The organism is Sorangium sp. So ce204 (assembly GCF_051526795.1).
GTDB lineage: Bacteria > Myxococcota_A > Polyangia > Polyangiales > Polyangiaceae > Sorangium > Sorangium cellulosum_B.
Genome location: NZ_CP150317.1, coordinates 7,467,410 through 7,494,274, shown reverse-complemented (window position 1 = coordinate 7,494,274; position 26,865 = coordinate 7,467,410). Strand labels below are relative to the sequence as shown.

Genomic DNA, 26,865 nt, shown 5'->3' with positions numbered 1-26,865 from the left:
CGCGCGCCGGCAGGGCTACGACTGGATCGCCTCGGGGGCCATCCAGACGACCTCCCAGTGGTGACCATCGATGTCGTAGAAGCTCCAGCCGTACATGAAGCCGTGATCCTGCGGATCCATGGCGTGCGACCCGCCCGCCGCGATCGCCTTCTTCACGATCTCGTCGACCTCGGCCCGGCTGCTGCACGAGAGCGCGAACATCCCCTCCGTGTGCGTGCGCGTGTTGCAGATCTCCCGCTTCGTGAAGCCCTTGAAGAACGGCTCCGTGAGGAGCATCACGAAGGCTTCCTGGCTGACGATCATGCAGGCGGCGTTGTTGTCCGTGAACTGCGGGTTGAACTCGAAGCCGAGCTTCGCGAAGAACTCCATCGACCGCTTCAGGTCGCTGACGGCCAGGTTGACGAAGATCTTGCGGGCGCTGTTCGTTGTCATGGTCCTCTTCTCCTGTTCGAGCATGGATGCCGGGTGATGCCGGCCACGATCGCGGTCATGCGGGCCGTCGTGCCGGAGTTCACCCCATAGACCCCCGCCTGCGCGGGGACTCATCGGTCGACCGGAAAAAAAGATCGCCGCCCCGATCCGGCCGGGCGCGGGGGCTACGCGGGGAGCTCGAGCGGCAGGCCGAACCGCGGGAAGATCGTCTCGGTGTCGAGGAAGGACGTCATGCCGGTGATGCGGTCCTCCGCGAGATCGAGCACGATGAGCGCCCAGGCCCGGTGGCCGCCCTCCGGCGCCGGGCGGTACTGGGCGAACGCCGGCGAGCCGCAGGCGGCCGTCGGCACGAGCCGCGACCCGCGGCAGCCCGCGCCCGGGCCCAGCAGCCACGCGCGGATGGCGTCGGGGCCGCGAAGCCAGAGGGTGAAAGGCGGCATCGACAGGGTCGCGTCCTCGTGCAGCAGCGCCGCGAGCCGGTCCACGTCGTACTGCTCGAAGGCGGTGACGTAGCGGTCGAGCAAGGCGGACTGCGGCTCCGGCAGCGTGGCGCGCACGTCGTCGAGATCGCGGCTCGCGAGCGTCGCCCGCGCGCGCTGGAGCGCGCTGTTGATCGCGGCGACCGAGGTGCTGAGGCTGTCGGCGACCTCCGCGGCGGACCACCCGAGCACCTCCGTGAGCAGGAGCGCGGCGCGCTGCTTCGGCGGCAGGTGCTGGAGCGCCGCGACGAACGCGAGGCGGATGCTCTGGCGGAGCACCACCCGCTCCGCGGCGTCGATGTCCGCCGGGAGGGCGTGCGCGTCGGGGACGGGCTCCAGCCAGTGCGTGCGCGGGCGCGTCTGGAGCTCGTCGTCCACGGTGCCGACCGGGCCTTCCTCGATGGGGCGCGCTCGGCGCGCGCGATCGGCCCGCGCGTCGAGGCAGACGTTCGTCGCGATGCGGTACAGCCAGGTGCGCAGCGACGACCGCCCGTCGAACTTGTCGAGGCTCCGCCAGGCGCGCACCATGGTCTCCTGGACGGCGTCGTCGGCGTCGACCACGGAGCCGAGCATCCTGTAGCAGTGCCCGGTGAGCGCCGAGCGGTGTTCCTCGAGCTGATCCACGCTCCCCGACATCGCGGCGACGGTACCACCGGTCTTCGGGCGGATCCACGGTCACGCTCCCTCGCCGCGCGACACGCGCGCCTCGGGCAGGGCGCTGGTCTCGACTCGGGCCTTTTTGTCGGCCTGGTCGGCCTGCGGCCGCGCTCGGCCGGCGACGCACCCGGGACGGCACGCCGCGGGTCGCGCGGTCACGACGAGGTCGCGCGGCCACGGCGCCACGGCCAATCGGCTAGGATGGGCGACGGTCAGGGCGGCGCTGGCGCGCCGCGAGGGCTCCGTTCGGCAAACTGGCAACCTTGAACCCGGATATGGACGACCAGGAACTGCAGCGCAGAGTCGGCGCCGTGTTGTGCGGGAAGTGGACGATCGAGCGGCTGCTCGGCTCGGGCGGCATGGCCGCCGTCTACGTCGGCGTGCACAAGATCGGGCGGCGAGATGCCATCAAGATCCTCCACCCCGAGATCGCGCGCATGCCCGAGCTGCGTGCGCGGTTCGATCAGGAAGCGCAAGCCGTCAATCGATTCGTCCATCCCGGCGCGGTGGAAATACGCGATATCGACGCGACGGCGGACGGCTGCCCGTTCCTCGTCATGGAGCTGCTCGACGGTGAGTCGCTCGCCGGGTACGCCAGGCGCCTCGGCAGGATGGACATGGCCGAGCTGCTGGCCATGGTGGACGGGCTGCTGGACGTGCTGGCAGCGGCCCACGCGCACGGCATCATCCACCGCGACATCAAGCCAGACAACCTGTTCCGCCTCCGCGACGGGCGCCTGAAGGTGCTCGACTTCGGCGTCGCCCGTGTCAGGCAGGCCGCGGCCGACTACGTTCGGACGCGCACGGGAACGACGCTCGGCACGGTCGCCTACATGCCACCGGAGCAAGTCAGAGGCGACGAGATCGACGCGCGTGCCGACCTGTTCGCTGTCGGAGCGACGATGTTCCGTCTGATCACGAAGCGGCGCATCCATGACGCGAGCTCTGACACCGATCTGGTCGTCAGGATGGCCACGCTGCCTGCGCCGCCGCTCGCGAGCGTCGCTCCGGAGACCCCGCCGTGGGTGTGTACCGTCGTCGATCGCGCGCTCGCGTTCGATCGAGGCGAGCGCTACCCGAGCGCGACGGTCATGCAGCAGGACGTGCGCGCGGTCCTGGCCGGTCAGCCGCCCGCTTTTGCTCTGCGGTTCGGCGCGGCCGGGCTTCCCGCCCCCGCGGCGGATCCGCTCAGCACCGCCACGACGGTGTGGATACCCCAGGGGCTCGCCCCTTCCTCGGCCGTACCGGTGCGCGCCGCGGGCGCCGGTGGTCTGCATCCCGCCCCGCCGCCGGCGGGTGGCATGGGGAGCGTCCTCCGCGATGTCTCCATCGCCAGCGTCCCGAATGCGTCGAGCGCGCAGGGCGCCCCGGGCGGCGGATCGGCCGTCGCTCCGGCTCGTGCCCCCGCGCCGGCGGCATCGGCGTTCACCCAGGCGACGCAGTGGACGCCGACCACGGTACGTGGACGGAGGCTGCGATGGGCCGTGCTGGCGTTCCCGCTGCTCGCCGCGGGCGTGCTCGCCGCCGTGTATCTCCGTGCGGTGAACGTCGAGCCCGACGCGAGATCGCCGGGGGCGACCGGCGCGCAGCGACCGGCGGCCTCACCGCCCGCCAAGGTTCCCGGCGGTCCGGCGGCGGATCGCCTCCTGGCGAAGGCTCCGGAGCCCGGCCCCGAGAAGAAGGGCGACACGAGAGCTCGCCTCCCTGACTCACCGAGCCCCGGCCCCGAGCAGGGGCGCGGCGCGTCGCAGCGGGCCAGCTGTATGCAGACAAACGACTGCGATCACGTGTGTGATGAAGCGTGCCAGATTGCTTGTCAGGACGGGACCGTCTGCGACATCGGGGCGCGCCGGGACGCGCTGGTCAACTGCATGGGATCGGGGATGCACAAGATCTGGTGCGAGGGCGATTGCTCGGTCAATTGCATGACGAGCGCTCCCTGTCTGGTGTACTGCACGCCTGGATCCGATTGCGTCATCGGCACGTGTCTCGGGCAGATAGAAGCCTGTCCTGGCAACGTCATCGCGTGCGGGGCCCCATGCCCCGACTGATCGTCGCGTCGCGCTCATGCGCTGCTCTCATGGCGTCTGCGAGGAGGGCGCCGCGGCACGCGCGCTCGGCCCGCACCGCGGAGGAGTTGGATGGACATGGACCGGTTCGGCCGTCGTGACGACCTCGCGTCCCCCTCGCCGCGCGGCGAGGATCCCCGCCGTGACGAAGCGGCGGTGGGGGAGCCCGCGACACAGCTCTGGGTGCGCTCGCCGCAGGCCACCCCGCCGATCCCCGAAGAGGGGGCTCGCCAGGCCGGACCGGAGCGACCGACGCTACCGTGGTCGCCGCCGCCCGGGGGCGGCGCCGCACGGTCGTCGCCGGCCGATGCCTCCGCCCAGCCGGCCGTACAAGGCGCGCTGCCGGCGCGGCGGCTCGCGAGGGCCGCTGGTCGGATCGCATCGGCGCTGGGTGCTCTGTCGAGCGCGATCGAGCGCGCCGTGGCGGCCCGCCGGGCGCGGGAGCAGGGACATCCGCGCCCGCGAAAGGTCCAGTGGAAACGACGCTTGCGGCGATGGGCGTGGCGCATCGCGATGGCCGCTTCGACGCTGCTGGGCCTCGGTCTGCTGATGTTTGCGGGGCTCCTCTGGTACTACGGCCACGACCTGCCGCGGACCTCGGAGCTGAGGAGCTATCGTCCGCCGGAGGTCACGCGCATCCTCGCGCGCGACGGGACACCGCTCGCGGAGCTCTTCGTCGAGCGACGCACCGTCGTCCCGATCTCGGCGGTGCCGGCGAGCATGAGGCTCGCCGTTCTGGCCGCGGAGGACGCGAACTTCTACAAGCACGAGGGGCTGAACTACCTCGGCATCCTGCGGGCGCTCCTCGTGAACCTGCGGTCCGCGCAGGCCCGCCAGGGAGGCAGCACGATCACCCAGCAGGTGATCAAGAACGTGCTCCTCACGCCGGAGCGCACCTTCGCGCGCAAGATCCGTGAGCTCATCCTCGCGCGCCGCATCGAACAGGAGCTCACGAAGGACGAGATCCTGGAGCTTTATCTCAACGACATCTATTTCGGGCACGGGCGTTACGGCGTCGAGGAAGCCGCGCGGTACTACTTCGGGAAGAGCGTTCGAGACGTGCAGCTCGCCGAAGCGGCCCTGCTCGCAGGCCTGGTCAAGGGGCCCAGCATCTACTCTCCGCGCGTGGACCTCGCCCGCGCCGAGGAGCGGCGCAGCTACGTGCTCCAGCAGCTGGGCGACAAAAAGTTCGTATCGCGCGCCGACGTGGACGCCGCCGCTCGCCAGAAGATCGCCCTGGCTCCCCCGCCGGAACACGCTTCCGAGCTGGCGCCCGAGGTCGTCGCCGAGGTCGAGCGCGCGCTGGTCGCCGCGGTCGGCCCGCAGGCCAACCGTGGCGGGTACACCGTGACGACCACGATCGATCCGGCGCTGCAGAGGGCCGCGAGAGCGGCGGTGCGCAGCAATCTCGACGCGTACGCCGCGCGCCGCGGGCTCATCGCCCCGCTGAAGCGTGGCAAGGGAGATCCGGCCCCCTTCGAAGGAGCTCCCACGCAGGGCAGCGAGCGCGTCTACCACGGCGTGGTCACGAAGGCCGACGACGCGGCGGGCACGCTCACCGTGCGCGTGGGCACGGCGCAGGGCGTCGTGAAGCTGGAGCGAGCGGCGCGCTACAATCCACGCAACCTGCCCCCGAGCCAGTTCGCCGAGATCGGCAAGGTCGTGCGCGTCACCTTTGTCGGCGGCGACCCGCGCAGCGGACGGCTGGAACTCGCGCTCGGGCCCCAGAGCGCGCTCGTCGCCCTCGACGTCCGGACGGCCGAGGTGCTCGCGGTCGTCGGCGGCTACGACGCGGTGCGCGGCGCCCTCAACCGGGCAAGGTCGGCGCGCCGCCAGCCTGCATCGACGTTCAAGGCGATCGTGTACAGCTACGGGATCCAGACGCGGGCATTCTCCGCGGCGTCCATCCTCGAGACCGATCCAGCCGCGCTCGGCGGGAAATACAGGCCCGACAACTACGACGAGAGCGACGGACAGGCGCCGCGCCGGCTGCGCGAAGCGTTCGCCCAGAGCGTCAATGTTGCCGCCGTATGGGTCCTCGATCGGCTCGGGCCGGCCAAGGTCGCCGAGTGGGCGCGATCGCTCGGAGTCACGTCGAAGCTCGGCGCGGACCTGTCGTTGGCGCTCGGCGCATACGAGGTGACGCCGTTCGAGATGGTCGGTGCGTTCAACGTGTTCGCCGCGGGCGGCACGTACCGCGATCCAGCGCTCATTCGCAGCATCATCGGCCCGGGCGGCCAGCCGCTGCCGCTGCCCGCCGCGGCGCCGGCGCGCCGGGTGATGGGCGAAGCCGAGGCGTACATCACGACGAGCCTCCTGCGTTCCGTCGTCGACTCGGGGACAGCCAAGCGCGCGCGATCCATGAGCACGCCGGTCGCGGGCAAGACGGGCACCTCGAACGCCGCGAAAGACGCGTGGTTCGTGGGTTACTCGACCGACATCGCGTGCGCCGTCTGGACGGGCTACGATGACGCCGTCCCGCTCGGCGCCGGCGAGACGGGCGGCGCGACCTCCCTGCCGGCCTTCATCGCGTTCATGCAGGACGCACACAAGGCGAGACCGCGCACCGACTTCGCCGCGCCGCCGGACGGGCTCGTGCGCGTGCTGATCGACGCGACGACCGGTCAACTCGCGCTGCCGGGCGCCGCGGGGGCGATCGAGGAGGTGTTCCTTGCAGGCACCGAGCCGGCGGCGTACGCCGAGCTTCCGTCGAGCGGCGAGGTACCCCGCATCATGTGGCCATTTTGAGCCTCGGTCAGCTCGGGGGCTGCCTGCTACACCCCGTCTGTCGTACACACCGCGCCGGGCTCGCAGTGGACCACGCAGTCTCCCGAGCCGGGGCACCGCACGTCGCAGTCGCCCTTGCAGACCACATCACAGTCGCCCGACCCGGTGCAGTCCACGGTCGAGCCATGGCCGACCGTGAGCGTACAGTTGCCCGAGCCGGTGCAGGCGACGTCGCAGTCAGGGCCGCAGTCGAAGTCGCAGCTCCCGGAGCCGGCGCACTGGAGACCGCACTCGGCGGTGCAGAAGATCGCGCAGTCGCCGGACGAGGGGCAAATGCATTCGGCGCCGTTGCACTCGCACGTCGGGCCCTCGTTGGGATCGCCGACCGTGCAGTCGTCGGCGGGGTCATCGCCGCATGCGGCGATTCCGCCCCAGAGGAGGGCGAGGAGCGACAGAGCGACTACGTGGTGGGTACGAATGTGCTGGCGCATGGGTCCTCCGATCGGGGTGGATGAATGCAGGGGCGGAACCGACGGCGTCCCCCGAGCTTTGGTGGAGCGGCGAGCTCCTCGCGTCGTGTGGTCATCTGGAGTCCTGGTCAACTCGGGGCCGCGGGCCGCGTTGCCGCGGTCAGTCGCACACGACGGGTGGCAGAGCTTCCAGCGGCGCGACACCGTAGTTGTCGAGCAGCGTCGCGTTGCTCGACGGCACCACCGTCTCACTACAAAACACGTTTCGTACGAACGCCCCCGCGTTGCCCGTGATGCTGACATTGCCCCGGACGAGCGAGAAGCTGATCCCGAAATTGTTGCCTCTCGACGTGAGATCGCCCGTGATCGTCAGGCCTCGCAGCCGTACCTCTTCGCCTGCCGCCGTGACGCTGCCGTCGATGACCACCGCGCGATCGAGGAAATCCTCGCCGTAGAGGAGCGTGCCCTTCCCGGTGATCGTGATGCTGCCGACGTACGTACCCGGGCGCAGCACGACGACCCGATCGTCCTCGGCCAGGTGACCTTCGATGTCTGCCAGGGGCACCGACGGATCGAGGAAGATGGCGCCCGATGCCTCGCTGACAGCGTAGCGGATGGGCGTGTTGTCGAAGAAGGCCGCAGCCGACCCGGAGAACGCGACAGGCGCATCCACGACATCGCCCTCTGCCTGGACCGTATGCGCGAGGCTGGCTCCCGAGACATCGAGCTCGATGCCGCCGGGCGCCACGCCCACGACCGCGACGCCGTCCGCTGTGACGTCGCTGTCGCCCGGCCTGGCGGTCACCGTGAGCCCATCGCGCGCGTCCCCGAGCTCGTCGGGAACTCCCGTCGTGTGGGGCGTGTTCACCACCGGGTTGACGATCGCCACGATCGCCGTGGCGCCCGCCGCGACGTCGACATCATCCGGGGTTCCCGTCGCGTCATCACCGCCGCAGCTGACGGAGCCGATGCACGCGAGCGCGAACAGGGCTCGTCGTGCAGAGAGGGCGCGCGACGGGATCGTGCCGCCGAAGCCAGCTTTCTCCTCACATGCGTCGTTTTGGCCAGTCATGGCGAGATGTCCCTCCGGGTGAAGACCTTCACTGCGTGATCGCGGGAACGTGGATCGTGAAGCGGGCCGCGGCGCGGCGCGCTTTCATCATCACTTCCAGCGCCATTTGCCCTTGCCCTTCCACTTGCCCTTTCCCTTGCGGACGACGATGACCCGGCGGCCGTCGTCGTCATCGTCGTCGTGCACCACCACGGTCGGCTTGACGTTGACCTTCACGGCCCACGTGGTGGCCACCAGGATGCCGATCACGGGCGCGCTCGCGCCGACCACGATCACCGAGCGTGGGTGGTAGTTGCAGAGGACCACGTGCGTGCGCCCGCCGTCCTTGAGCACCACCGTGATCTTGGTCGGGTTGACCTTCACCTTCAGCTTGCCCGTGAAGTAGAGCCGATCGGGGCCGGGCGCGAGCACGAGCACGTCCGGGCCCGACGCCGTCTGGATCGCGAGCTTGATCTCGCGCTGGCCGATCGGGACCGGCTTGAGGTCGAGATCCAGCACGTACACGCGCACGTCGCCCGTCGCCTTGTCCGCGACGATCTCCACGATGTCGTCCCCGACGGGCTGGAGCACGCCCCCGTTCGGCCCCTTCTTCCCCTCGACCTTGAGCGCCTGGTTCTCCTTCGCGCTCTCCTGGAGCTCCCGGGTTCCGCCGCGCGGCACGTGCAGCGCCCCCTTGAACGGCTCACCCTTGACCTTGAGCTCGTAGCCGACCTCCGTGAGCTCGTCCTCGAGCGGCGGGATCTTGGCGACCAGGACTCCCCCCGCCTTGGGCTCCGGCACGAGCTCTGCCGTCGCGGGGGCTCCCTCCTTGCCAGGCACCTTGACCGTGAGGTTGCCCGACACGCCCTCCTCGATGGGCTTGCCATCGCGGTCCTTGACGAGCGCCGTCACCTTCCCATCCGGGGCTACCGTCATGACGACCGAGCCGGGCTCGTGCTGCTCCGTCAGCGCCCAGTTGTCCTCGATGCTCTCCGCCGTGATCTGCGGCGGCTTGCTGCAGGCAGGCGAGGCGAGCGCCATGGAGGCGACCGCGAGCGAGAAGAGCACGGAGCGGAGACAACGTTGGATTCGCATACAACCCTCTCTGGCGACACCTTGAAGGCTTGATCGCCTCACACCTGCTTGCGCGTCACGGACCAGATGAAACCGTCGTACCAGAAGTGCAGCAGGGCGACGCGGGAGCAGGAAGAACGCCCAGTCGTACCAGCGGCTGACGATGTACGCTTCGCTGCCCGGTGAGGCGAGGAGCGCAGGAGACGCGGGCTCGGCTCGGGCGCTCATGCCGCACGCTCGACCGCCGCGGGCCGCGGCTCCGGAGCTGCCTGCGAGAAGCCGATCGTCCACCCCTGCACGCCGAGATGGTCGACGAGCGAGAGCAGGAAGAGATTCACGCCGAGCATCTCCATCGACTCCTCGACGAAATCGATGAGCCCATAGACGAGGTTGTTGCTCCCGGCCTGTTCGGTCCAGTACCCGAGCGGCAGCTCGAGGACGAGCGCGCCGGTGACATAGATGCAGCCCGAGAGCAAGAACCGGTTCCTGGTGCCGCGCGGGAGGTGCGCGAGGAACCTGAGGTACGCGACCGCGAACGCCGCCACCACGACGGCCGCCGGGATCACCCAGCTGAAGTAGAGGACCCCACCCAGATCGAACCAGGAGCTCGCCGCTTCATGGATCTGCACGACCTCGTCGAACGAGATGTAGAGGAACGCGGCGGCGAGCCCCCACCAGTGCTTCACGAACCGGCCCTCGCGGCGGGCACCGGCGGCGATCGCCGCGAGGGTGAGAGCGCACGTGAACAGCAGACACGATGTGTACCACGTGGGCACGTTCTGCTCGTAGCTCAGCGAGAGCAGCGGGACGACGCCGCTGCGGCTCCTCAAATTGAGGATCGGCTTGAGCACCTCGACGGCGAGCCCGGCGCTCGCGACGGCCGCCAACAAGGCGAACAGCGCGACCTGCAGCCTGGCTCTGGCGAGGGTGATCTGCATCGACAAGGAACAGCTACACGACTGCGTGAGTCGCGGTCAATGTGCGTAGCACCGGTGTTGCAGCGCAGGTGCGCCCATGGCGAACGGGCTCAAGCGCGCTCGCACGCCTTCGCGAGGCCATCAACGGCACAACACCGCTTGCGCAAGAGTGACACCGTTGTTCGTCCTCACGGTAGCCGCTACCCCGCCGTGCTGGCCGCCATCGTGGCCAGGTATACGGGCGCAAAGCACAACGTCAGGCACGCTGGCGGCAACGCAAATCGCAGGTACATGAGCGCACATCGCCCCCCATGCAGGGATTGTCTGAAGGAGCAGTCGCATCGCCGCTCGTCGACGGCTCAACAATCGGCAGCTCGGCCGCCCGCCGGCGGTGTCTCCTGTGCGGGGGACCGCCGCTCTGCTGCGGCTCTGGATGGTGCAGAGGGGGGCGGAGACCGCTGTCGTACTAGGCGACAGGCGACGCGCCGTTGGGCGCTGGGCCGGACACCGCCGCGCCGGGCGGTGCAGCGCCGGACACCGCCGGTGCCGCCGTGTCCCGCGGCACGACCGGAGGCGCGGCGCCCGGCGACGCCGGCGGGCCAGCAGGGGCGCCGTCCTCCGGCGCCTCGGCGGTATCGCTCGACGACGCGGCGCGACCGCCGCGGCCCTTGTACAGCGACGGCGCGATCGTGTCGGCGTCCCCCTCGTTCCAGCGGAGGTAGGCGATGGCCCGGCGTGTCTGATCGTAGGCGTGCACGAGCAGCGCGAGCCTGTCCAGCTGCCTGCCGCTAACCGGATCCGGTTTCCCGGGGCTGCCCAGCTGCCTGCCGGCAATCCGGTCCGGTTTCGCGAGGCTGCTCTTTCTCTCGCTGCTTCACCTTGCCACCCGGTCGCGTGTGAACCCGAGGCTTCGTGGTGCGCTCCTCCTCCGCAGCGAGGCGCCTCGCGAGCGCTTCCTGCGCGCCGTGGAGCGCTCTCGTGCGCCACTTGTACGCCGTGCTGAGGGGCACGTCTCTCGTCTCGGCGATGTCTCTCATGGGGATCTCGTAGAGGTCGCGCTGGACCAGCACCGAACGCAGCTCGAACGGCAGCTCCCGGACGAGTGATCTCAGCAGGCGCCGCCGCTCCGCTGTGAGCAGGAGCTCGAGGGCGGTCGCGCTCTCGCCGGCCTCGCTCAGCTCCACGGGATCCGTGATGACCTCGTGCCGCCGAGAAGCCTTCGCGTGGTAACGTGCAGCCAGGTTCACCGCGAGGCCGTTCAGCCACCGCCCGATCGGGCCACGCGAGGGGTCATAGTTGCCGAAGCTCATGACAGCCGCCAGGAAGACATCCTGGCTCAGGTCGTGCCGATCGCGCTCGGGCACACGGAGCCGCGCGAGCCACCGGCGAACGCGCCGAATCGTTTCTCCCTGAAGGAGGCATTGGAACGCATGAGCCCGAGACGGGCTCGTGGCAGGCTTCACCTCGTTCCTCCGGGGTCCCGGCTGCGCCGCCGTCCGCTGCGCGGTGCGAGGCGCGCCGGATGCGCTCGAACGAACCGACCTGTCGTGCCGCGACGGAGGAGCCGCCCCCTCGGCGAAGACGTGTGTTCTGATGGAATGCATCATCACCCCTCGCGAGGGCAGCGCCAGGAGCTCCATGGCTCGCCTCCAGGTGAAACGTGAATGCTCCGCGCGAACGCTCGTCCGCGCGCGGACACGATCGCTCCTCTGCGGGCGTCGCTCGGCGCGCGACGCCCTCTCAGGAGGCGCTCAATCCGCTACGACGAAGGCCGCGAACCACGGTGGTCCAGCGCCGCCTCCGTGACGAAGGCGCACGTCGTGTGCGCAGCGATGCCTATGGCGCGGTCATCACCTGAGCCCGGCCAGCTGCGCCTCGCGTTCACCCGCCAGGCGACCGCGCGGGAATCTCCGCCCGTGCTCCTCCAGCAGGCGTCGCGCCTCGACGAGCGACACGACATCACCGGCCGCCATGGCCGTCCGTGCGCGGGCGATCAGCTCCTGCTCGCGGGAGCTGATCCTCGGGCGGCGCTGCGCCGCTCGCCAGCCTGTCGGCGTGGCGGGGACGGCACCGGCCGTCACCACCCCATCCAGCGCCGGAGGGGCCATCACCGCCCCGTCCAGCGCACCGCTCACGCGCGCCGGCTGGGCGGGGTCCCGCGCGGCCTGTCCGGTCGCTGGCTCGGTCGTCCTCCTGGAGAGCAGGGGGGTCAAGCAGGGGCGGAGAGGCTCGACGGGCTCCATCGGGCCCACGGCCAGCGCGCCGAGCGCCGCGGCGCAGGCGACGGCGAAGCCTCGGGCCATCCAGCGCGCGGGAGCGCCTCGCCGCCAGGAACACCGCTCCAGGAGCCAGGGCGGGAACAGCGCGGCGCGCAGCCGGCGAGCGCCGCGGCCTCGTTGCCTCGCTTCCCAGCGGGCCGCCGCCTCTTCGAACTCCTCCCAGGCCCGGCGCAGCCGACTTCGTGCCGTCTCCAGCGGGATCTCCTGCTCTCGGGCGACGTCGGCGATCGGCCGCTCCAGGAGCTCGCACGCGATGAAAACCCCGCGGCACCGCTCGCCGATCTTCTCGATGAGCTGCCGCACCAGCGCCGCCTCCTGGCGAGCGATGGCGTGATCCTCGGGGCTCTCTCGCTCGTCGCAGAGCGCCGCCTCGTCGAGGCCCGTGAGCGCTTCCTCGCGCCTGCGCGACGCCCGCCGGTGATCGCGGGCCGTGTTCAGGACGACGCTGTCGCACCACGCGCTCGGGTTCCTTGCCGATCGGGCCTGCTCCCGCCGCTCCCAGAGCCGCACCATCGCGTCTTGCGCGACGTCATCGCGGTCCCGCTCGGGCACGCCAGCGTAGCTGATGAGCGATCTCACGCGGGCGGGTACAGGGCAGGTCGGCGTTGGTCGGTCCACGCTCCAGCAGACGATCCTAGCCCGGCCCGACGGTCAAAAAATCGACCGAGCCCTCGCAAGAGGCGCGGCGAGTGGCTCCACGGCGGGCGATCCCGAAGAGACGAGCCGGCGCTCGGTGAGGTCTCCTCCGCCGCCACACCTCCGCCCGCTTCGGATCTCAACGGATGCCGAGCAGGCGTGGGTGCGATGCTCGTTCCGTCCCCAAGGCGCTCCGAGCGGAGCCACGCATTGCATCATCATTGCTGAAATTCTCGTGCATCCGGTGGCTTGAGGACGATTTCTGATCATCGTGAGCTCACTGGACCACGAGGCGAAACTACGAGGCGGCTCGGCGGTCGTGGGGGAACCTGCGCGTTGACATGGGCTTGCGTGCAGGAGTATCCAGCGTGGCGTGCGCCATGCGCTCCTCTCCGTCTTGCCGTGCGTCTTTCTCGGCGTCGTCGCGGTGCTGGAGGGCGTGGCGAGCGCGCAGGCTCCCCATGGGCTTGCGGGGCCGCAGGAGACATCGACCGCGGAGGATCTGCTGCGCCGCGCTCGGCAGGCGCGCGACGCCAGGCGATGGGGCGAGGCCGAGGCGGCGTACGAGGCGGCGCTGAAGGCGGCCGACGCGGCGTGGACGACCGACGCGGAGCGCGCCGAGATCGCCGCGGAGCTCGGCCTGTGCGAGCTCGCGCTGGGCAGCTATCGAGACGCGGCAGACCACCTGGCGCAGAGCTTGAGACACCGCGGCGCGCTCCGCAGCCCGCTGGCGGAGCGGGCCGAAGAAGGATTGTTGAAGGCCGAGCGCCGGGTGGTGACGCTCTACCTGGGTGTGAGTCCACCGGACGCCGAGGTCTTCGTCGATGGCAAGGCGCTGGGTCGACGGGCGCCGACGTACGAGCTGTTCCTGGAGCCGGGGCAGCACACCGTGCGGGCGCGGCTGGACGGCCACGGCGAGGCGGTGGGCGCGTTCGACGGGCAGGCGGGCAAGACCAGCTCGCTGACCCTGAAGCTGCCTCGCGCGCCGGAGCGCGGCGCGCCGGGGGCGGCAGGCGCCGGCCCGGCGCGGCCGGCGGCCCCGTCGCCTCCTCCGGCAGCGCGGCGGGCGCTTCCGCTGACAGAGCTGCGGATCGGGGGCGCGGTGCTGGCGACGGCCGCGGTGGCGGCCGGCACGGTGTTCCTGCTGCGGGCCCATGTGATCGATGACGATGCCGCCGAGCGCGAGGTGGCGCTCCGCCGGCAAGGCTGGACGCCGACGACATGCTGGTGGCCGAACGCGCCCTCGGCGTGTGTGGAGATCCGCGACGACGTGGCGGAGCGGGATCTGTTCGCCACGCTTGGCAACGTGGCGCTGGCGACTGGCGCGGTGTTCGGGATCGCGACGGCGGGCTCCTTCCTTGCAGAGAAGTGGATCCTCGACGAGACGCCGGTCCGCGGGCGCGTGAAGGTGGTGCCGAGCACGACGGGAATGCAGGCCGGGTTCGTCCTTCAGGGCGTGTGGTGAGGCGAAGCGGAGCGATGGGGATGCGCGGGGGGCGACGTCGAGGAAGGCTGCGTTCGATCGCGATGATCGCGCTCGGCTGCGCGAGCGCCGCGGGGGGCGCCGGGTGTTATTATGCCGAGGATTGCGCGAGGACGTTCACGTGCCATCCGCTTCCCGGCGAGATGCCGCCCGTCCTGCCGGCGTCGCCGTGTGACGGCGATCCCGCGACGAGCCCGGCGAAGGACGGGTGCGGGGTGTTCGTCGCGCGGCGCGGGGACGACGCGAGCGACGGGACGAGGGAAGCGCCCGTCAGGACGCTGCAGCGCGCGGTGGAGCAGGCATCGAAGCCCGGGGGGACGCGGCGGGTGTACGCGTGCGCGGAGGACTTCGAGGAGGCGGTCACGCTGCCGTCGGGCGTCGCGATCTGGGGCGGCCGGGACTGCGCCACGGCGGCGTGGACCTGGGGCGGCAAGGACCGCCTCACCGAGATCGCGCCGGGACCGGAGCGGGTGCCGCTCGTCGTGGAGGCGCGCGAGGAGAGCATGACGTCGGCGGTGTTCGGCGTGCGGCTCGTGGCGGCGGACGCGACGCGGCCGAGCGGGTCGGCCATCGGGATGATCGTGCGGGAGGGCGCCGCGGTGGACGTGGTGTCGAGCGAGATCCTGGCGGGGAACGGCGCGGATGGGGCGGATGGCGAGAGCGCTCCGCAGGCATGGCGGGCGCCGGATGGGGCCCCTGGCCACCCGGGCGCGCCCGGGTGCCTGGCGGACTGGACCGAGGGCGCTCCGCCGGCGATGACTGTGTGCGAGGACGGGACGACGTCCATCGGCGGCGCGGGCGGCGACGGCGACGTCGCTGCGGGCGGCGAGGGCGAGCCAGGCGCACCGGCGGCCGGCGTGGCACCGGGGCCTGGCTCGATGGAGGACGGCGAAGGGGGAACGGGCGGGCCGATGACCTGCACATCCGGCGAGAAGGGCGGCGCTGGGGAGGCCGGCGCGCACGGGGTCGGCGGCGGGACGGGCGTGGACGACCGGCTCAAGTACGGAAGCATCAGCGCGCGCGGCTGGCAGGGTTTCTCGGGGCGGGACGGCCAGAACGGGAAGATCGGCCAGGGAGGCGGCGGCGGGGGCGGCGTCGGAACGAACGGGCAGTGCCGCCCTGTGGATCCGCAAGGCGGACCATCCGGCGGCTCGGGCGGGGGCGGCGGCTGCGGGGGGCGGGGCGGCCGAGGCGGCGGCTACGGGGGCGGTAGCTTCGGGATCATCGCCCTGCATGCGCACGTCCTGGTGGACAAGACCGCCATCATCACCGGCAACGGGGGTCGCGGCGGGAACGGAGGGCGGGGGCAAGACGGTGGCCGAGGCGGGGCTGAGGGCCAGGAGGGAGCTATCGTAGGCACGGCCTACCGCGCATGCGAGGGTGGGCTCGGGGGCGATGGAGGCAAAGGCGGCTACGGCGGCGGAGGGCTCGGGGGCGTTTCCGTCGCCATCGCGCGCGTGGACAGCAGCGTCCACTTCACGGAGAGCGCAGGCTGGATCGGGGGAGAAGCCGGTGCTGGTGGCGTCGGAGGCGACCCGACCATGGAAGAAGCCTGGGGGGAGCCCGGCACGTTTGCCCAGATCTGGGACTTCCCCGAGCTGGTCGTGCCGCCCCAATGAGATGGTTCACGCGGGGATGAACAGGAAGCGAAGAACATGAAGTTCACAGCCGCTGCATGGGTCCTTCTGCTGTCCTCCCCGGCCGCCCTGGGGTGTGGAGCGGAGACGTCCACCCCGCCGTGCGCGGAGGGTGGCACCTGCGACGCAGACCCCTCGGCCGAGCCCTCGGAGGAGGCGTGTCTCGAGAGCCTCGCCGCACGGCGCGTGCTAGACCGCTGCGGGGTGTTCGTGACCGCGGTCTGGGGGGACGACGGCAACCCCGGCACGAAGGAGGAGCCGGTGAAGACGCTCGCCCATGCGATCGCGATCGCGCCGCGTGCACGTGGGCGGGTGATCGTCTGCAACGAGAATTACTTCGAGGCCATCACCCTGCCCTCCGGCATCGACCTGTTGGGTGGCTACGATTGCTTCGGGACCAGGCCATGGTGGAAGCACCACACGGAAAGGATGACCAACTTCTTGGTAACGCTCCGACCACCGCTGGACAACGCCGTCCCGATCACCGTGGTGGCAGCGCAGGACGACGGCGAGGGGGCCACCGACGGCGTATCGACGATCGTGGACATCCAGGTGCTGCAGGAGTGGAGATTGGGGCTGGGCCTCTCGTCTATCGCGATGAGGCTCCGGCCGGGCGCGGTCGTGGAGGTGCTCCGGAGCGTGATCCAGGCGGACGGTGCCGAGAAAGGCGAAGACGGCGAGGACGCGGGGTACTTTGCCCCAGCGGCATCGTATGGGGAGATCGGCGCGATCGGCAGGGACGCTTGCTCGGCAGCGACGGTGGCCGGCGCGCCCGCCGTAAGGACCGTGTGCGGCGATCTGGTCTCGACTGGCGGCAAAGGGGGCGACGGCTATCCTGATCGCGGCGGCGATGCTGCGGACGGCAAGCCGCTGCCGACGCCGAATCCCGGGGACACGGGCCTGGGCGGCTTGGGCGCGAAGGACGGCGCCACGTGCGATGACGGCCGCCGTGGAGAAGACGGCGCGCCGGGCGCGCCAGGCGCAGCCGGCCAGGGTGGACGCCTCACCGAGGCCGGGTGGGAAGGCGTGCCCGGCCGCCAGGGCGGCACGGGAGCGCCCGGCCAGGGGGGCGGCGGCGGCGGCGGGGCGCCGGGCGGCCGGAGCGCCTGCGGCAACGCGGCGCTGGGCGGCGCGTCGGGCGGCTCGGGCGGTGGTGGCGGGTGCGGCGGCACGGGCGGCAAGGGCGGCGGCGGGGGCGGCGCGAGCATCGCGATCTTCGCCCACGCGGGCAGCAAGCTGACCCTCCGGGAAACGCGCGTCATTACGGGCAGGGGCGGCTACGGTGGCCGGGGAGGCGAAGGCCAGATGGGCGGGCAAGGCGTGCAAGGAGGCCCGCCGGGGCTGGATCCGCCCATGCTCGGTGAACACGCCTGCCGAGGCGGCTACGGCGGCTGGGGCGGCAAGGGCGGCTACGGCGGCGGGGGCTCCGGCGGGCCCTCGATCGGCATCGCCTATGCCGACGACGAGCAGCTCACCCTGGATCGCGTCACGTTCGAGATCGGCCCAGGGGGCCTGGGCGGCATCGCGGATGTGTTCGACGAGACGCGCGACAAGGCGAACCGAGGCAGCGACGGCTTCTCCGCCGAGACGATGCGCTTCTCGCCATAGCGATCCACCTGCGCCCAGGCGCGCTGCCGTCGCCACCTCGACAACGACGCCGAGATCCGTCCAGACGGTCACCAGCGCGGACGCCGCGGCCCTGGGGGCGTCGACGCACTCCGGCGAGCGCGCGCCGCGCGTACTCCGCCCAGGAGCGCAAATCTACTTTGGGAGTACGGGCACGGGGCGGGATGGCATCGCAAGGACATTTGCGTGTCCCAGATCACTATTGACGCCGCGCTTCAGCGAGAAAACCATAGCCAAGTTCGGAACGGACAAGGCGATCCATCTGCGTTTTGTGATTCACATCACTCACCATGCCTGTTCTGCGGCGTGGTGCCGCTCGCCAGGACAGCGCCCGCGTCGGGTCCGGATGCAACGCCGCTTCCCTGGACGCGAGCGACCCGCGCATGGGCCATGCATCGCCGCCCGTCACGCGTGCGGGGCGCGGGACGTGAGCTTGCCCCCCAAAGGAGATTCGCATGAAGCGATTCGTTTTGCGCGCTGTGGTGCTCATGTTTGCTCTTTGCTCAATCGGAGGAAAGGAATGCACTCCCGGCATCGGAGCTTCTAGTCAAAACTCGGGCCTGCCTTTCTGTCATTCGGACCCGCCCATCTTCTGCGCCGCATATTGCTCTGGTTATGATAGCGTCACATTCAGGCCCGAGTGCTCGGACATCGGCGCTGACACGCTGGAGATCCTATTCGAGCTAAAGGTAATGAGTCTCTATCAGGAGCAACTAAACCAGGACATTCACCTGTGCACCCAAGCCGATCCATTCACGTTCGTGACGCCGTGCCAGGTTGGCATCATTCCCCAGGAGTGGCCAAATCAGGACCATGAAGTTTGCCAGCCTGTACCCCCAGGCTGTCCGTTGTAGCCGTGAGATGCGCCATGACAATTCGTAGCTCGGTTGCACTCATACTCATTGCCGGCGTTGTCGGCGTCTTCATCGGACGCGCCGTGCCGCACGATGCACCAAACGCCCAAGCGGCGCCGAGCACATCATCCGCGCCTTCGGCCGCGACGCCTGCCGGCCATAACTGCAAGGCTGAACGCGCCGAAGTCGCATCGACCAAAGCGCAACTGGCTATCTGCATGGCATTCGATACGCGTTTTTTCGAGGCTGAACCGTCCGGCGTTCCCGAGCTATCCGAACCCACAGACCCGCAACGCAGGTCGAGAGCCGAGGAGATCCAGCGGAATCGCAAGCTCTTGAAGACCTATCCCGAGGCCGTGATCGTGCAACACCATGACGGGAGGACCGGTGTCTATCGATCCGACGAATGGCCCATCGACGGTGATGGAGTAATCGTCGCGAGAAAGTTACCAAGTGGAGACATTGGATGGTATTCTGGGCCCGATGCCGGACCACGTTCGGATCCTGCCGCATTCCACATCTTCTCCGCGTCGTCCGATTTCATGGAGCCCATCATCGAGACTGCGCCGGACGGAACGATCATGGTAAATGGCGAGCCCGCTGATCCTGTCGTGCAGCGCATGGTTGGCGGAAGGGTCAAGCCGAAGCAGGGAGATGCACCATGACGATTCATCGCTACATCGCCCTTGCGCTCGCACTCATGGCCGGCATCGCCGGCGCCGTCATCGGATACGAAGTGCCGCGCAATGCACCTAGAGCCCAAACGGTCGCGAGCGCATCACCCGCGCCTGACACGGCGCCCGCCGTCCATGACTGCAACGCTGAACGCACTGAGCTTGCCTCCACGAAGGTGCAACTGGCTATCTGCATGGCCACCAGCACACGGGCTCCCGCGACCGCGCCGCATGACGTCCCTGACGCATCTACCCCCAATCCTCAAGAATTTGAGTCTCCAGAGGTCAAGCGCAATCGTGAGCTGTTGGAGAGCGATGCCGAGGCTGTGATCGTCCGGCGCACGGATGGAACGATCGGCATCTATGAACCCGATGAATGGCCGGCCGACGGCGACGGACTGATTATTGGGCGAAAGTTTCCTGATCGACAGATCGGATGGTACTCCAGACCAGTTGCCGGGCCGCGTTCGGACGCTGCCGCATTCGGGCAACCCATTCCCCCAATCTTCCGGGGGACATCTATCGAGCTTGAGCCAGATGGAAAGATCTCAGTACGTGGAAAGCCTCCGCCGCCTTGGGTGACGCGCATGCTCGGCGGAAATGTTGATGAGCCGGCCGGAAACTGACTCTGAGGGCCAGGTGTCGCGTGGAGGCGTCGCCGCCGCACGCGTGAACAGCAGCGTTCACCGCACGGAGAGCGCTACCTGGACCTCCGGAGAAGCCGGCGCTGGTGGGCTCGGCGGCGGAGGCGATCCGAACGACAAGACAGCCAGGGAAATGAGCAGTCGGACCGCCTTCCTCTGGGATTTCCTTCCCCGCGCTGATTGTCCACGGGGTGATCGGAGCGATCGGCAAGGACGCTTGCTCGGCAGCAACCGTGGCCGGCGCGCCCGCCGTGACGACCGTGTGCGGCGACCTGGTGTCGACGGGCGGCAAAGGGGGCGACGGGACCCAGGACAGTGGTGGCGATGCCGAGGACGGCAAGCCGCTGCCGCCCCCGAACCCCAGGGATGCGGGCCTGGGCGGGGTGGGCGCGAAGGACGGCGCCCCGTGCGCGGATGGCCGTCGTGGGGATGACGGTGCGCCGGACGCGCCCGGCGCTGGCGGCCAGGGGGGCGCCTCACCGAGGCCGGGTGGGAAGGCGTGCCCGGCCGCCAGAGCGGCACGGGAGCGCCCGGCCAGGGGGGCGGGGGCGGCGGCGCGCCGGGCGGCCGGAGCGCCTGCGGCAACGCGGCGCTGGGCGGCGCGTCGGGCGGCTCGGGCGGCGGCGGCGGCTGCGGCGGCACGGGCGGCCGCGGCTGCGGCGCGGGCGGCGCGAGCATCGCGATCTTCGCCCACGCGGGCAGCAAACTGGCCCTGCGGGAAACGCGCGTCATCACGGGCCGGGGCGGCGCCGGAGGCAGGGGGGTGAAGGCCGGACGGGCGGGCAAGGCGTGCAAGGAGGCCCGCCGGGGCGGGCGCCGGACCTGGGCGGCGAACACGCCTGCCGAGGCGGCTACGGCGGCTGGGGCGGCACGGGTGGCTACGGCGGCGGGGGCTCCGGCGGGCCCTCGATTGGCATCGCGTATGCCGATGACGAGCAACTCACCCTGGATCGCGTCACGTTCGAGATCGGCCCGGAGGGTTTGGGCGGCATCGCGGATGTGCTCGACGAGACGCGCGACAAGGCGAACCGAGGCAGCGACGGCTTCTCCGTCGAGATGATGCGCTTCTCGCGGTAGGTTCGCGCGCGGGAGCGCCGCGACCGGTTCCCCTGCCCGATCGGGAGAAGGGACGGCCTCTCGGGTGGAAGCGAGCGCCGCTTCCCGCTGCCCCAGGTTCGCCGCCCGAGGAGCCGTCGATGCCGGACACGGTGCGCTGCGGGGTCGTGCGTGACGGCGTTTGGACGAGCTCAGCGTGGTGTAGACAATGTCACACGGTCGAGTGAGCTCGTCGGAGCTGGTGGCCTTTCGCGCTCGCTCCTGGTGAACGGGATGGTACCCTCCGCCCGCTCGATGGACGACGAGGAGCTCGCGGCGCGGCGTATCGGCACCCAGATCGGGACCTGGACGGTGGAGCGCGTGCTCGGGGGCGGCGGGATGGCGAGCGTCTTCCTTGGCCGGCGCGCTGACGGCCAGGTCGCGGCGGTGAAGGTCCTGCACCCGTCGCTGAGCCAGATCGAGGAGCTCCGGAAGCGCTTCCTGCGCGAGGGCCCGATCGGCAGCGCCCTGGCGGCTGTCGGCCCGCTCTGCGAGGGGTTGCCGCTCGTGCTGGAGTCGGGCATCGCGGAGGACGGCGCCGCTTACCTTGCGATGGAGGTGCTCGAGGGCGAGACGGTCTTCGACCACATGGCCCGCGTGGGGACGCTCGCGGTGGGCTATGTGCTGGCGCTCGCCGAGCGGGTCCTCGATGTGCTGGTCGTGGCGCACGCGCACGGCGTCGTTCACCGGGACATCAAGCCCGAGAACCTGCATATCGGGAGCGATGGGCGGGTGAAGGTGCTCGATTTCGGGATCGCCCGCGTGCTCGATCCGCTTCCTTTCGGGATGGGGGAGCTGCCGGAGAAGACGGCCACGAAGACGGGCGTGGCGCTCGGCACGTGCGAGTACATGGCGCCGGAGCAGGCGAGGGGGATGGTCCGCGAGATCGACGGCCGGACCGACGTCTTCGGCCTGGGCGCCACGATGTTTCGGCTGCTCTCCGGTCGCGCGATCCACGGCCACGTGGCCGAGGCGCGCCTGCTCATCGCCGCGGCGACGGCGCGGGCGCCGTCGCTCGCGCAGTGCGCGCCGGACGTGCCCTCGGAGGTGTGCGACGTCGTGGATCGTGCCCTCGCGTTCGACAAGGTCGAGCGTTACCCGGACGCAGCGACGATGCGCGCCGACGTCCGCGCGGTGCGTGCGGGCCGCCTGCCGCCGTACGTCGTGGCCGTCGAGGAAGGGCGGATCCCGGCGGGGGCCCCGCTTCCTCGTCGCTGAGGGAGCCCACCTCGCGAAGGGCGCCGTGCGCGGCCGTGGCGCGCATCAGCGGCGGGGAGACCGAACCGACGCGGCTCATGGAGCTGCCGTCGAGCGACGAGCCTGCTCCCTCGATGTGGCCTTTCCACGTCTCTGTCAGCTGAGCAGGATGGCGATCAAGAGCGCGACGCTGAGCGAGAGCGATACGACGATGGACGCGATGAGCCACGGCCGCATCGCCGGCGAGGTCCACCTGGACGCGAGCGGTGTCGCGCTCGTCTGGCGCCCCGGAGCGCCGGGCTGCATCGCAACGGTCGGCTCGAGCTGCCTCGGCGCGCCCTCCATCGCCGCGATGGCCCCGTCGATGGCCGCGATCACATTCGTAGCCGTCGGATAGCGCTGGATCGGGTCTCGCTGGACGAGCCGCATCACGAGCGCCTCCACGTCGGGGCGGATACCCGATCCCGGAGCACGCTGGCGGAGCGGGGGCGCATCTTCGAGGAGCCGCTTCCGGAAGGAAGATTGGCCGTCGCTCGCGTCGAACGGGCTTCTCCCGGACAGCATTTCGTACATGATGATTCCAAGCGCATAAAGATCTGCGCGAGCATCGACGGCATCCATGCCGCGCACGGCCTCCGGCGCGAGATAACTGAGCGTGCCGAGGACCTGGTCGGCGGCGGTGAGGTCCTGGCCTTTGAGCGCGGCCTCGCGGCTTTCGGTGGACAGGAGCTCCACATTCACCTTGGCGAGGCCGAAATCGATGAGCTTCACCTGATCACGGGCGCCGAGGAGGATGTTCTGCGGCTTCACGTCGCGGTGCACGATCCCCTTCGCGTGCACCGCCTCCAGAGCCGACGCGATCTGCCGCGCGATGTGGAGCGCGCGTCGCGCGGGGAGCGGCGCCGAGGCGATCACGTCCTGGAGCGGGGTGCCCTCGACATACTCGAGGACGAGAAAATGCGATCGATCCGCGAGCTGGCCGAAGTCGCTTGCCGAGACCACGTTCGGATGCTGGATATGCGCTCCCGCGATCGCCTCGCGCTCGAACCGCGCCACGATCTGGGGGAGGTTCCGGGCGCCCGGCTGGAGTACTTTGATCGCGACCTGCTTGCGGAGGTGCACCTGCTCGCCGCGGTACACGGCGCCCATGCCGCCTTCCCCGATGAGCTCGTGGACGCGGTACCGCTCCGAGATCAAGCTCCCGATCAGCGCTGGCGCTCTGTCGTCTGAGCGCACCAGCGTCGGTGCGTCGTCCGACCACGGCCGCGCCGCGGTCTCGATTTCTTCCACCAGCGCCGAGCTTGTGAGCTCGACGACGGATGCGTCGCGTTGTCTCCCGAGCATCGGCACCGTGACGTCGTCGGTGCTCGAGCGCTCCTTGGGTGGGATTGTCCCTGGCATGCCGGGGAGTGTACACGCACAGAGGTGCTGAGAGCGGAGGAACCGCACCGCCGTCCGAGCGGACATCACGCTCAATCCACGCATCGCACGGAAAAACTGTGCAGTTTCGCGATGTTCGTGGATCTGGATCCATGCACCGGTATCAGCCTACAAGGATGTCCACAGTGCATCGAGCCGTGGCTCGCTGGTCGCCGCCCGCATCGCCGGAACCTCCAGCCCCGAAGGCGCGATGAAGACGTCGGTGGCCAGCGATCGAAGAGCTGGGCGGCGGCGCGCTCTTCGGCACGCCGGCACGGTACGAGACAAGGCCGCCGCACCTCACAAAGCTATTGCCATTGAAGCTGGGAGGGGTGGTAGGCTTTGAGGCCGTCAATCGGGATGGGCCCGTCGGGGGTGCCGCTGCACACTTTGACGCCCTCGTCATTCGTGCGTACTGGATAGGCGTGTTTCAGCTTCGACGTGACGCAGAATGGATATTTCCCGTCTTTGATGAGGAGGCGATACTTGCTATCGGAGGCGGGCCGGCGCGTCGGTGGGGGGGCAGCGGTCGAGGATGGCATGGATGGCGTGGATGGCGTGGATGGCGTGGATGGCGTGCTGGTAGTGGAAGACGTGGCCATCGTGCGAGCGCTGCCGCTCGCCTTGTCCTCTTGCGATGTCTCATCGTCCGCGCTCTCACGAGCGTCTTCGGCGGGGGCTCGCGAACGAACAACGAAGAAGACAGCGGCGAGGCAAACGGCGACGGCAAGCGAGCCGATCACTGCAATGATCAAGAATGGCGGATTCGAGCTCGCTCGTGGGCTGGTTGCAGCAGATCGAGGCGGCACCGGCACGACCATCGGCGCCTGCATCGCTTGGCCGGGAGCAGGAGCGACCATCGTCGGGCCATCGACGCTGATTGGAGACGACGCGTCGGCTCGGAACGACACCGGGGCTGGCGCGTGAGGGGTAGCCTTGGCGCCCAGGACCCGCTCGATGTCTTCGCGCATGGCGCGGGCCGTCGGATAGCGGCACGACAGATCGAAAGCGAGCGCGCGATCGACGATGGCGCAGACCTCTGGGCTGACAGAGGGGGCAACGGTGCGCAGGGCCGGCGCATGCTGCGTCGCCATCTTGATGAGGAGCTCGCTCTCCGTGGAGCCCTCGTGCACATGGCGTTTTGTCAGGATTCGAAACATCGTCGCGCCAACGGCGAAGACGTCGGTCCGCCCGTCGATCTGGCCACCCGTGATCTGTTCGGGCGACATGTAAGGTGTAGTCCCGAGCACCGCGCCGGTGCGTGTATGAACATTGGAGCCGCCCTGCTTCATCCGAGCGATCCCGAAGTCGAGGACCTTGACGCCGCCTGAAGAGGTCAAAAATAGATTGTCAGGCTTGATGTCTCGATGGACGATGCCGAGCCCGTGCGCGACGTCGAGCACTTCGAGCACGGTCGAGACGATGCGGAGCAGCTCGCGCTCCTCGATGCCGCCGGAGCCGCGGGCGCGCTTGCCGAGCGAGTCACCGTCGAGCAGCTCCATCACCAGGAACGGCGAGCCATCTTCGCTCGTATCGATGTCGAGGACATTGACGGCCGCGGGGTGGCCGAGCTGGTTTACCGCGAGCGCCTCTTGCTCGAACCTGGCTCGAAGCTCCTTCGAGACCGCGATCTCCGGATGGAGGATCTTGATCGCGCAGCGCCGGCCGATCCTGTGTGTCGCCTCGTAAACCGCGGCCATCCCGCCGACGCCGATGAGCGAATCGATGCGCCATTTGCCCCGGAGGACCGTCCCGATGCGTGCTGTACAGTGTGCTAGCTGGGGATCATCATTCATCGAGGTTCAGGCTCCAATGTATCCCGGAGGCGAGGAGCTGAACAACATGCTCGGCATGGCCACGGGGAGCGCCGGCGCACGCCCTCGCGCTTGTCTCCCCGGCACAGGCCTGCTGGTTGCCGACAACACGTTGCCGGAGGCCTCCGGGGGCGCTTCGGCGCGCAACCGCTGCGCACGGGCGATCTCGGCAGAGCCCGCGGGCGCTGGCGAGCCGCGAGCGCCCGCGCCGGCGGCTTCCCGCGCCCCGCGGTTCGCGCGAGCATGGGGCCATGAGCATCGACCGCGCCGTGCTGGAGCAGCTCGATCGGGTCGGCGCCCGCCTCTCCGAGGGCAAGGCGCTCCGGCTGCTCGAGGACATCGCCTGGCCTCGCGAGGTCGAGGAGCGCTTCTTCGCCGCCGGCGAGGACCGCCTCCCCGAGGTCGAGCGCCGCGTGGATCGCGACGGGCTCGCGCGGCGCATCGCCGAGCTGCGCGAGCTCCTCGGCTCGATCGACGGCGACGCGCCCGCGCTCGACTGGCTGCGGGACAACGTCCGCGCGCAGATCCAGGCCGCGGAGCTGCTCGAGGCGGCGGGGACCCGCGAGTTCTCCGAGCGGTCGCGGGCGCTCTACGGCGGCGCGCGCTCGCGGTTCTTCGGCGGCGAGGTCCGCAACATCGACCTCGCCGAGCACCTCACCGCGCGCCTGCGCGTCCACGGCTGGGACGAGGCCAGCGATCCCGACGAGGCGCCGCTCGACGCCGGCGCGCTCCGGGAGCTGCTCGCCGCCCGCGTCGCCGCGCGGAGGCCGCCGCTCGACATCGAGATCGTGCTCGACCCGAGGATCACGGCCAAGGTGGTGGCGGGCATGAGCCGCGTCCGCATCCGCCCCGAGGCCACGTTCGCGTCCTGGGAGGCCGAGGGGCTGTGGCACCACGAGGTGGAGACGCACGCGCTCACGGCGCACAACGGCGCGGCGCAGCCGCGGTGCGCGTTCCTGCGGTCGGGCGGCCCGCGCACGACGCGCACGCAGGAGGGGCTCGCGATCTTCGCCGAGCTGTACAGCCGCTCGCTCTCCATCGGCCGTCTCACCCGGCTCGCCGAGCGGGTGCGGCTCGTGGACATGGCCGAGCAGGGCGCGAGCTTCCTCGATCTCTACCGGTACCTGCGCGAGCGCGGCGCCGGGCGCCGCGACGCCTATTTCGACGCCCAGCGCGTCTGCCGCGGCGGGCTCGTCGAGGGCGGCGCGCCCTTCACGAAGGACGCCTGTTACCTGGCCGGCCTGCTCGAGGTCTACGCCTTCCTGGCCGCGGTCCTGCGCGGCGGCCTGCGCGACGAGGTGGAGCTGCTCGTCTGCGGCAGGATCGCGCTCGACGACATCGCTGTCCTGGCGGAGCTGCGCGCGGTCGGCGTGCTGGAGCGGCCGCGCTACCTGCCGGGCTGGCTGCGCGCCTGGCAGACGCTGCTGCCCTACTTCGCGTTCACCTCGTTCATGGATGGCATCGACCTCGGCCCGGTGGAGCGGCACTTCCAGGAGCTGCTCCGCGTGGCCGCCGAGGCGCGGCCGGTCGGGGACGGGGAGGGGAGCAAGCGTCGCGGCCGGCCGCGGGAGAGGTGAGCGCGCCGCGATCGCGGGCGCAAACCGGACGAGCGGGACAAGGCGGATGTCCCT

The 26,865-nt window shown here is 70.3% G+C and carries 21 protein-coding genes; 10 read left to right on the top strand and 11 right to left on the bottom strand.

All coding sequences use genetic code 11. The features are described 5' to 3' along the window. Positions 1–15: 15 nt before the first annotated feature. Together WMF22_RS27930 and WMF22_RS27925 are read right to left on the bottom strand one after the other, a co-directional pair. Positions 16–432 (bottom strand): VOC family protein, encoded by a 417-nt coding sequence (locus WMF22_RS27930; protein WP_012237773.1) that lies wholly within the window; start codon positions 430–432, stop codon positions 16–18. A gap of 164 nt (positions 433–596) precedes the next feature. Beyond that, on the bottom strand, positions 597–1,547 hold the full coding sequence (locus WMF22_RS27925) for a sigma-70 family RNA polymerase sigma factor (protein WP_437293046.1): 951 nt from the start codon (positions 1,545–1,547) through the stop codon (positions 597–599). Positions 1,548–1,843: 296 nt separating this feature from the next. Between WMF22_RS27925 and WMF22_RS27920 the strand changes: the two genes are divergently transcribed. Next, positions 1,844–3,619 (top strand): serine/threonine protein kinase, encoded by a 1,776-nt coding sequence (locus WMF22_RS27920; RefSeq protein ID WP_438031743.1) that lies wholly within the window; start codon positions 1,844–1,846, stop codon positions 3,617–3,619. A gap of 531 nt (positions 3,620–4,150) precedes the next feature. Further along, a complete protein-coding gene (locus tag WMF22_RS27915; RefSeq protein WP_438031742.1) occupies positions 4,151–6,385 on the top strand; it encodes a penicillin-binding protein 1A in 2,235 nt (744 codons plus the stop codon). A gap of 26 nt (positions 6,386–6,411) precedes the next feature. On the opposite strand, the gene WMF22_RS27910 is transcribed toward WMF22_RS27915, so the two are convergent. The 7 genes from WMF22_RS27910 to WMF22_RS27880 form a co-directional block, all read right to left on the bottom strand. Beyond that, positions 6,412–6,855, bottom strand: a complete 444-nt coding sequence (locus WMF22_RS27910; protein WP_438031741.1) for a hypothetical protein — start codon at positions 6,853–6,855, stop codon at positions 6,412–6,414. 139 nt (positions 6,856–6,994) lie between these two features. Further along, positions 6,995–7,906: a hypothetical protein gene (locus WMF22_RS27905; protein ID WP_438031740.1), complete on the bottom strand. Its 912-nt coding sequence runs from the start codon at positions 7,904–7,906 to the stop codon at positions 6,995–6,997. 90 nt (positions 7,907–7,996) lie between these two features. Further along, the gene (locus WMF22_RS27900) at positions 7,997–8,980 is read right to left on the bottom strand and encodes a hypothetical protein (protein ID WP_438031739.1); all 984 of its coding nucleotides are present in this window, start codon (positions 8,978–8,980) and stop codon (positions 7,997–7,999) included. 203 nt (positions 8,981–9,183) lie between these two features. Next, entirely contained in the window at positions 9,184–9,897 is a 714-nt protein-coding gene (locus WMF22_RS27895) for a hypothetical protein (protein ID WP_438031738.1), read from the bottom strand. A gap of 445 nt (positions 9,898–10,342) precedes the next feature. After that, positions 10,343–10,633, bottom strand: coding sequence for a hypothetical protein (locus WMF22_RS27890; RefSeq protein ID WP_437293039.1), 291 nt, complete (start codon positions 10,631–10,633; stop codon positions 10,343–10,345). A 31-nt stretch (positions 10,634–10,664) separates the two neighbouring features. Next, positions 10,665–11,480, bottom strand: coding sequence for an RNA polymerase sigma factor (locus WMF22_RS27885; protein WP_438037291.1), 816 nt, complete (start codon positions 11,478–11,480; stop codon positions 10,665–10,667). 246 nt (positions 11,481–11,726) lie between these two features. Beyond that, complete coding sequence (locus tag WMF22_RS27880; protein ID WP_438031737.1) at positions 11,727–12,734, bottom strand: RNA polymerase sigma factor; 1,008 nt, start codon at positions 12,732–12,734, stop codon at positions 11,727–11,729. Positions 12,735–13,164: 430 nt separating this feature from the next. Between WMF22_RS27880 and WMF22_RS27875 the strand changes: the two genes are divergently transcribed. The 7 genes from WMF22_RS27875 (at position 13,165) to WMF22_RS27845 (ending at position 22,022) form a co-directional block, all read left to right on the top strand. After that, positions 13,165–14,256, top strand: coding sequence for a PEGA domain-containing protein (locus WMF22_RS27875; protein ID WP_437293037.1), 1,092 nt, complete (start codon positions 13,165–13,167; stop codon positions 14,254–14,256). Positions 14,257–14,318: 62 nt separating this feature from the next. After that, positions 14,319–15,893: a hypothetical protein gene (locus tag WMF22_RS27870; protein ID WP_438031736.1), complete on the top strand. Its 1,575-nt coding sequence runs from the start codon at positions 14,319–14,321 to the stop codon at positions 15,891–15,893. A 36-nt stretch (positions 15,894–15,929) separates the two neighbouring features. Next, positions 15,930–17,519 (top strand): hypothetical protein, encoded by a 1,590-nt coding sequence (locus tag WMF22_RS27865; RefSeq protein ID WP_438031735.1) that lies wholly within the window; start codon positions 15,930–15,932, stop codon positions 17,517–17,519. 886 nt (positions 17,520–18,405) lie between these two features. Beyond that, on the top strand, positions 18,406–19,056 hold the full coding sequence (locus tag WMF22_RS27860; RefSeq protein WP_438031734.1) for a hypothetical protein: 651 nt from the start codon (positions 18,406–18,408) through the stop codon (positions 19,054–19,056). Next, positions 19,053–19,691, top strand: coding sequence for a hypothetical protein (locus WMF22_RS27855; protein WP_437293033.1), 639 nt, complete (start codon positions 19,053–19,055; stop codon positions 19,689–19,691). The genes WMF22_RS27860 and WMF22_RS27855 overlap by 4 nt, the downstream gene beginning before the upstream one ends. 807 nt (positions 19,692–20,498) lie before the next feature. After that, positions 20,499–20,786, top strand: a complete 288-nt coding sequence (locus tag WMF22_RS27850; RefSeq protein WP_438031733.1) for a hypothetical protein — start codon at positions 20,499–20,501, stop codon at positions 20,784–20,786. Between the two features lie 252 nt (positions 20,787–21,038). Continuing rightward, entirely contained in the window at positions 21,039–22,022 is a 984-nt protein-coding gene (locus WMF22_RS27845) for a serine/threonine-protein kinase (RefSeq protein WP_437293031.1), read from the top strand. Positions 22,023–22,157: 135 nt separating this feature from the next. Here WMF22_RS27845 and WMF22_RS27840 read toward each other — a convergent pair whose 3' ends face one another. Further along, a complete protein-coding gene (locus WMF22_RS27840; RefSeq protein WP_437293030.1) occupies positions 22,158–23,402 on the bottom strand; it encodes a serine/threonine-protein kinase in 1,245 nt (414 codons plus the stop codon). Positions 23,403–23,728: 326 nt separating this feature from the next. After that, positions 23,729–25,216, bottom strand: a complete 1,488-nt coding sequence (locus WMF22_RS27835) for a serine/threonine protein kinase (protein ID WP_438031732.1) — start codon at positions 25,214–25,216, stop codon at positions 23,729–23,731. Between the two features lie 269 nt (positions 25,217–25,485). Between WMF22_RS27835 and WMF22_RS27830 the strand changes: the two genes are divergently transcribed. Beyond that, positions 25,486–26,811, top strand: coding sequence for a flavohemoglobin expression-modulating QEGLA motif protein (locus WMF22_RS27830; RefSeq protein ID WP_438031731.1), 1,326 nt, complete (start codon positions 25,486–25,488; stop codon positions 26,809–26,811). Positions 26,812–26,865 lie beyond the last annotated feature (54 nt).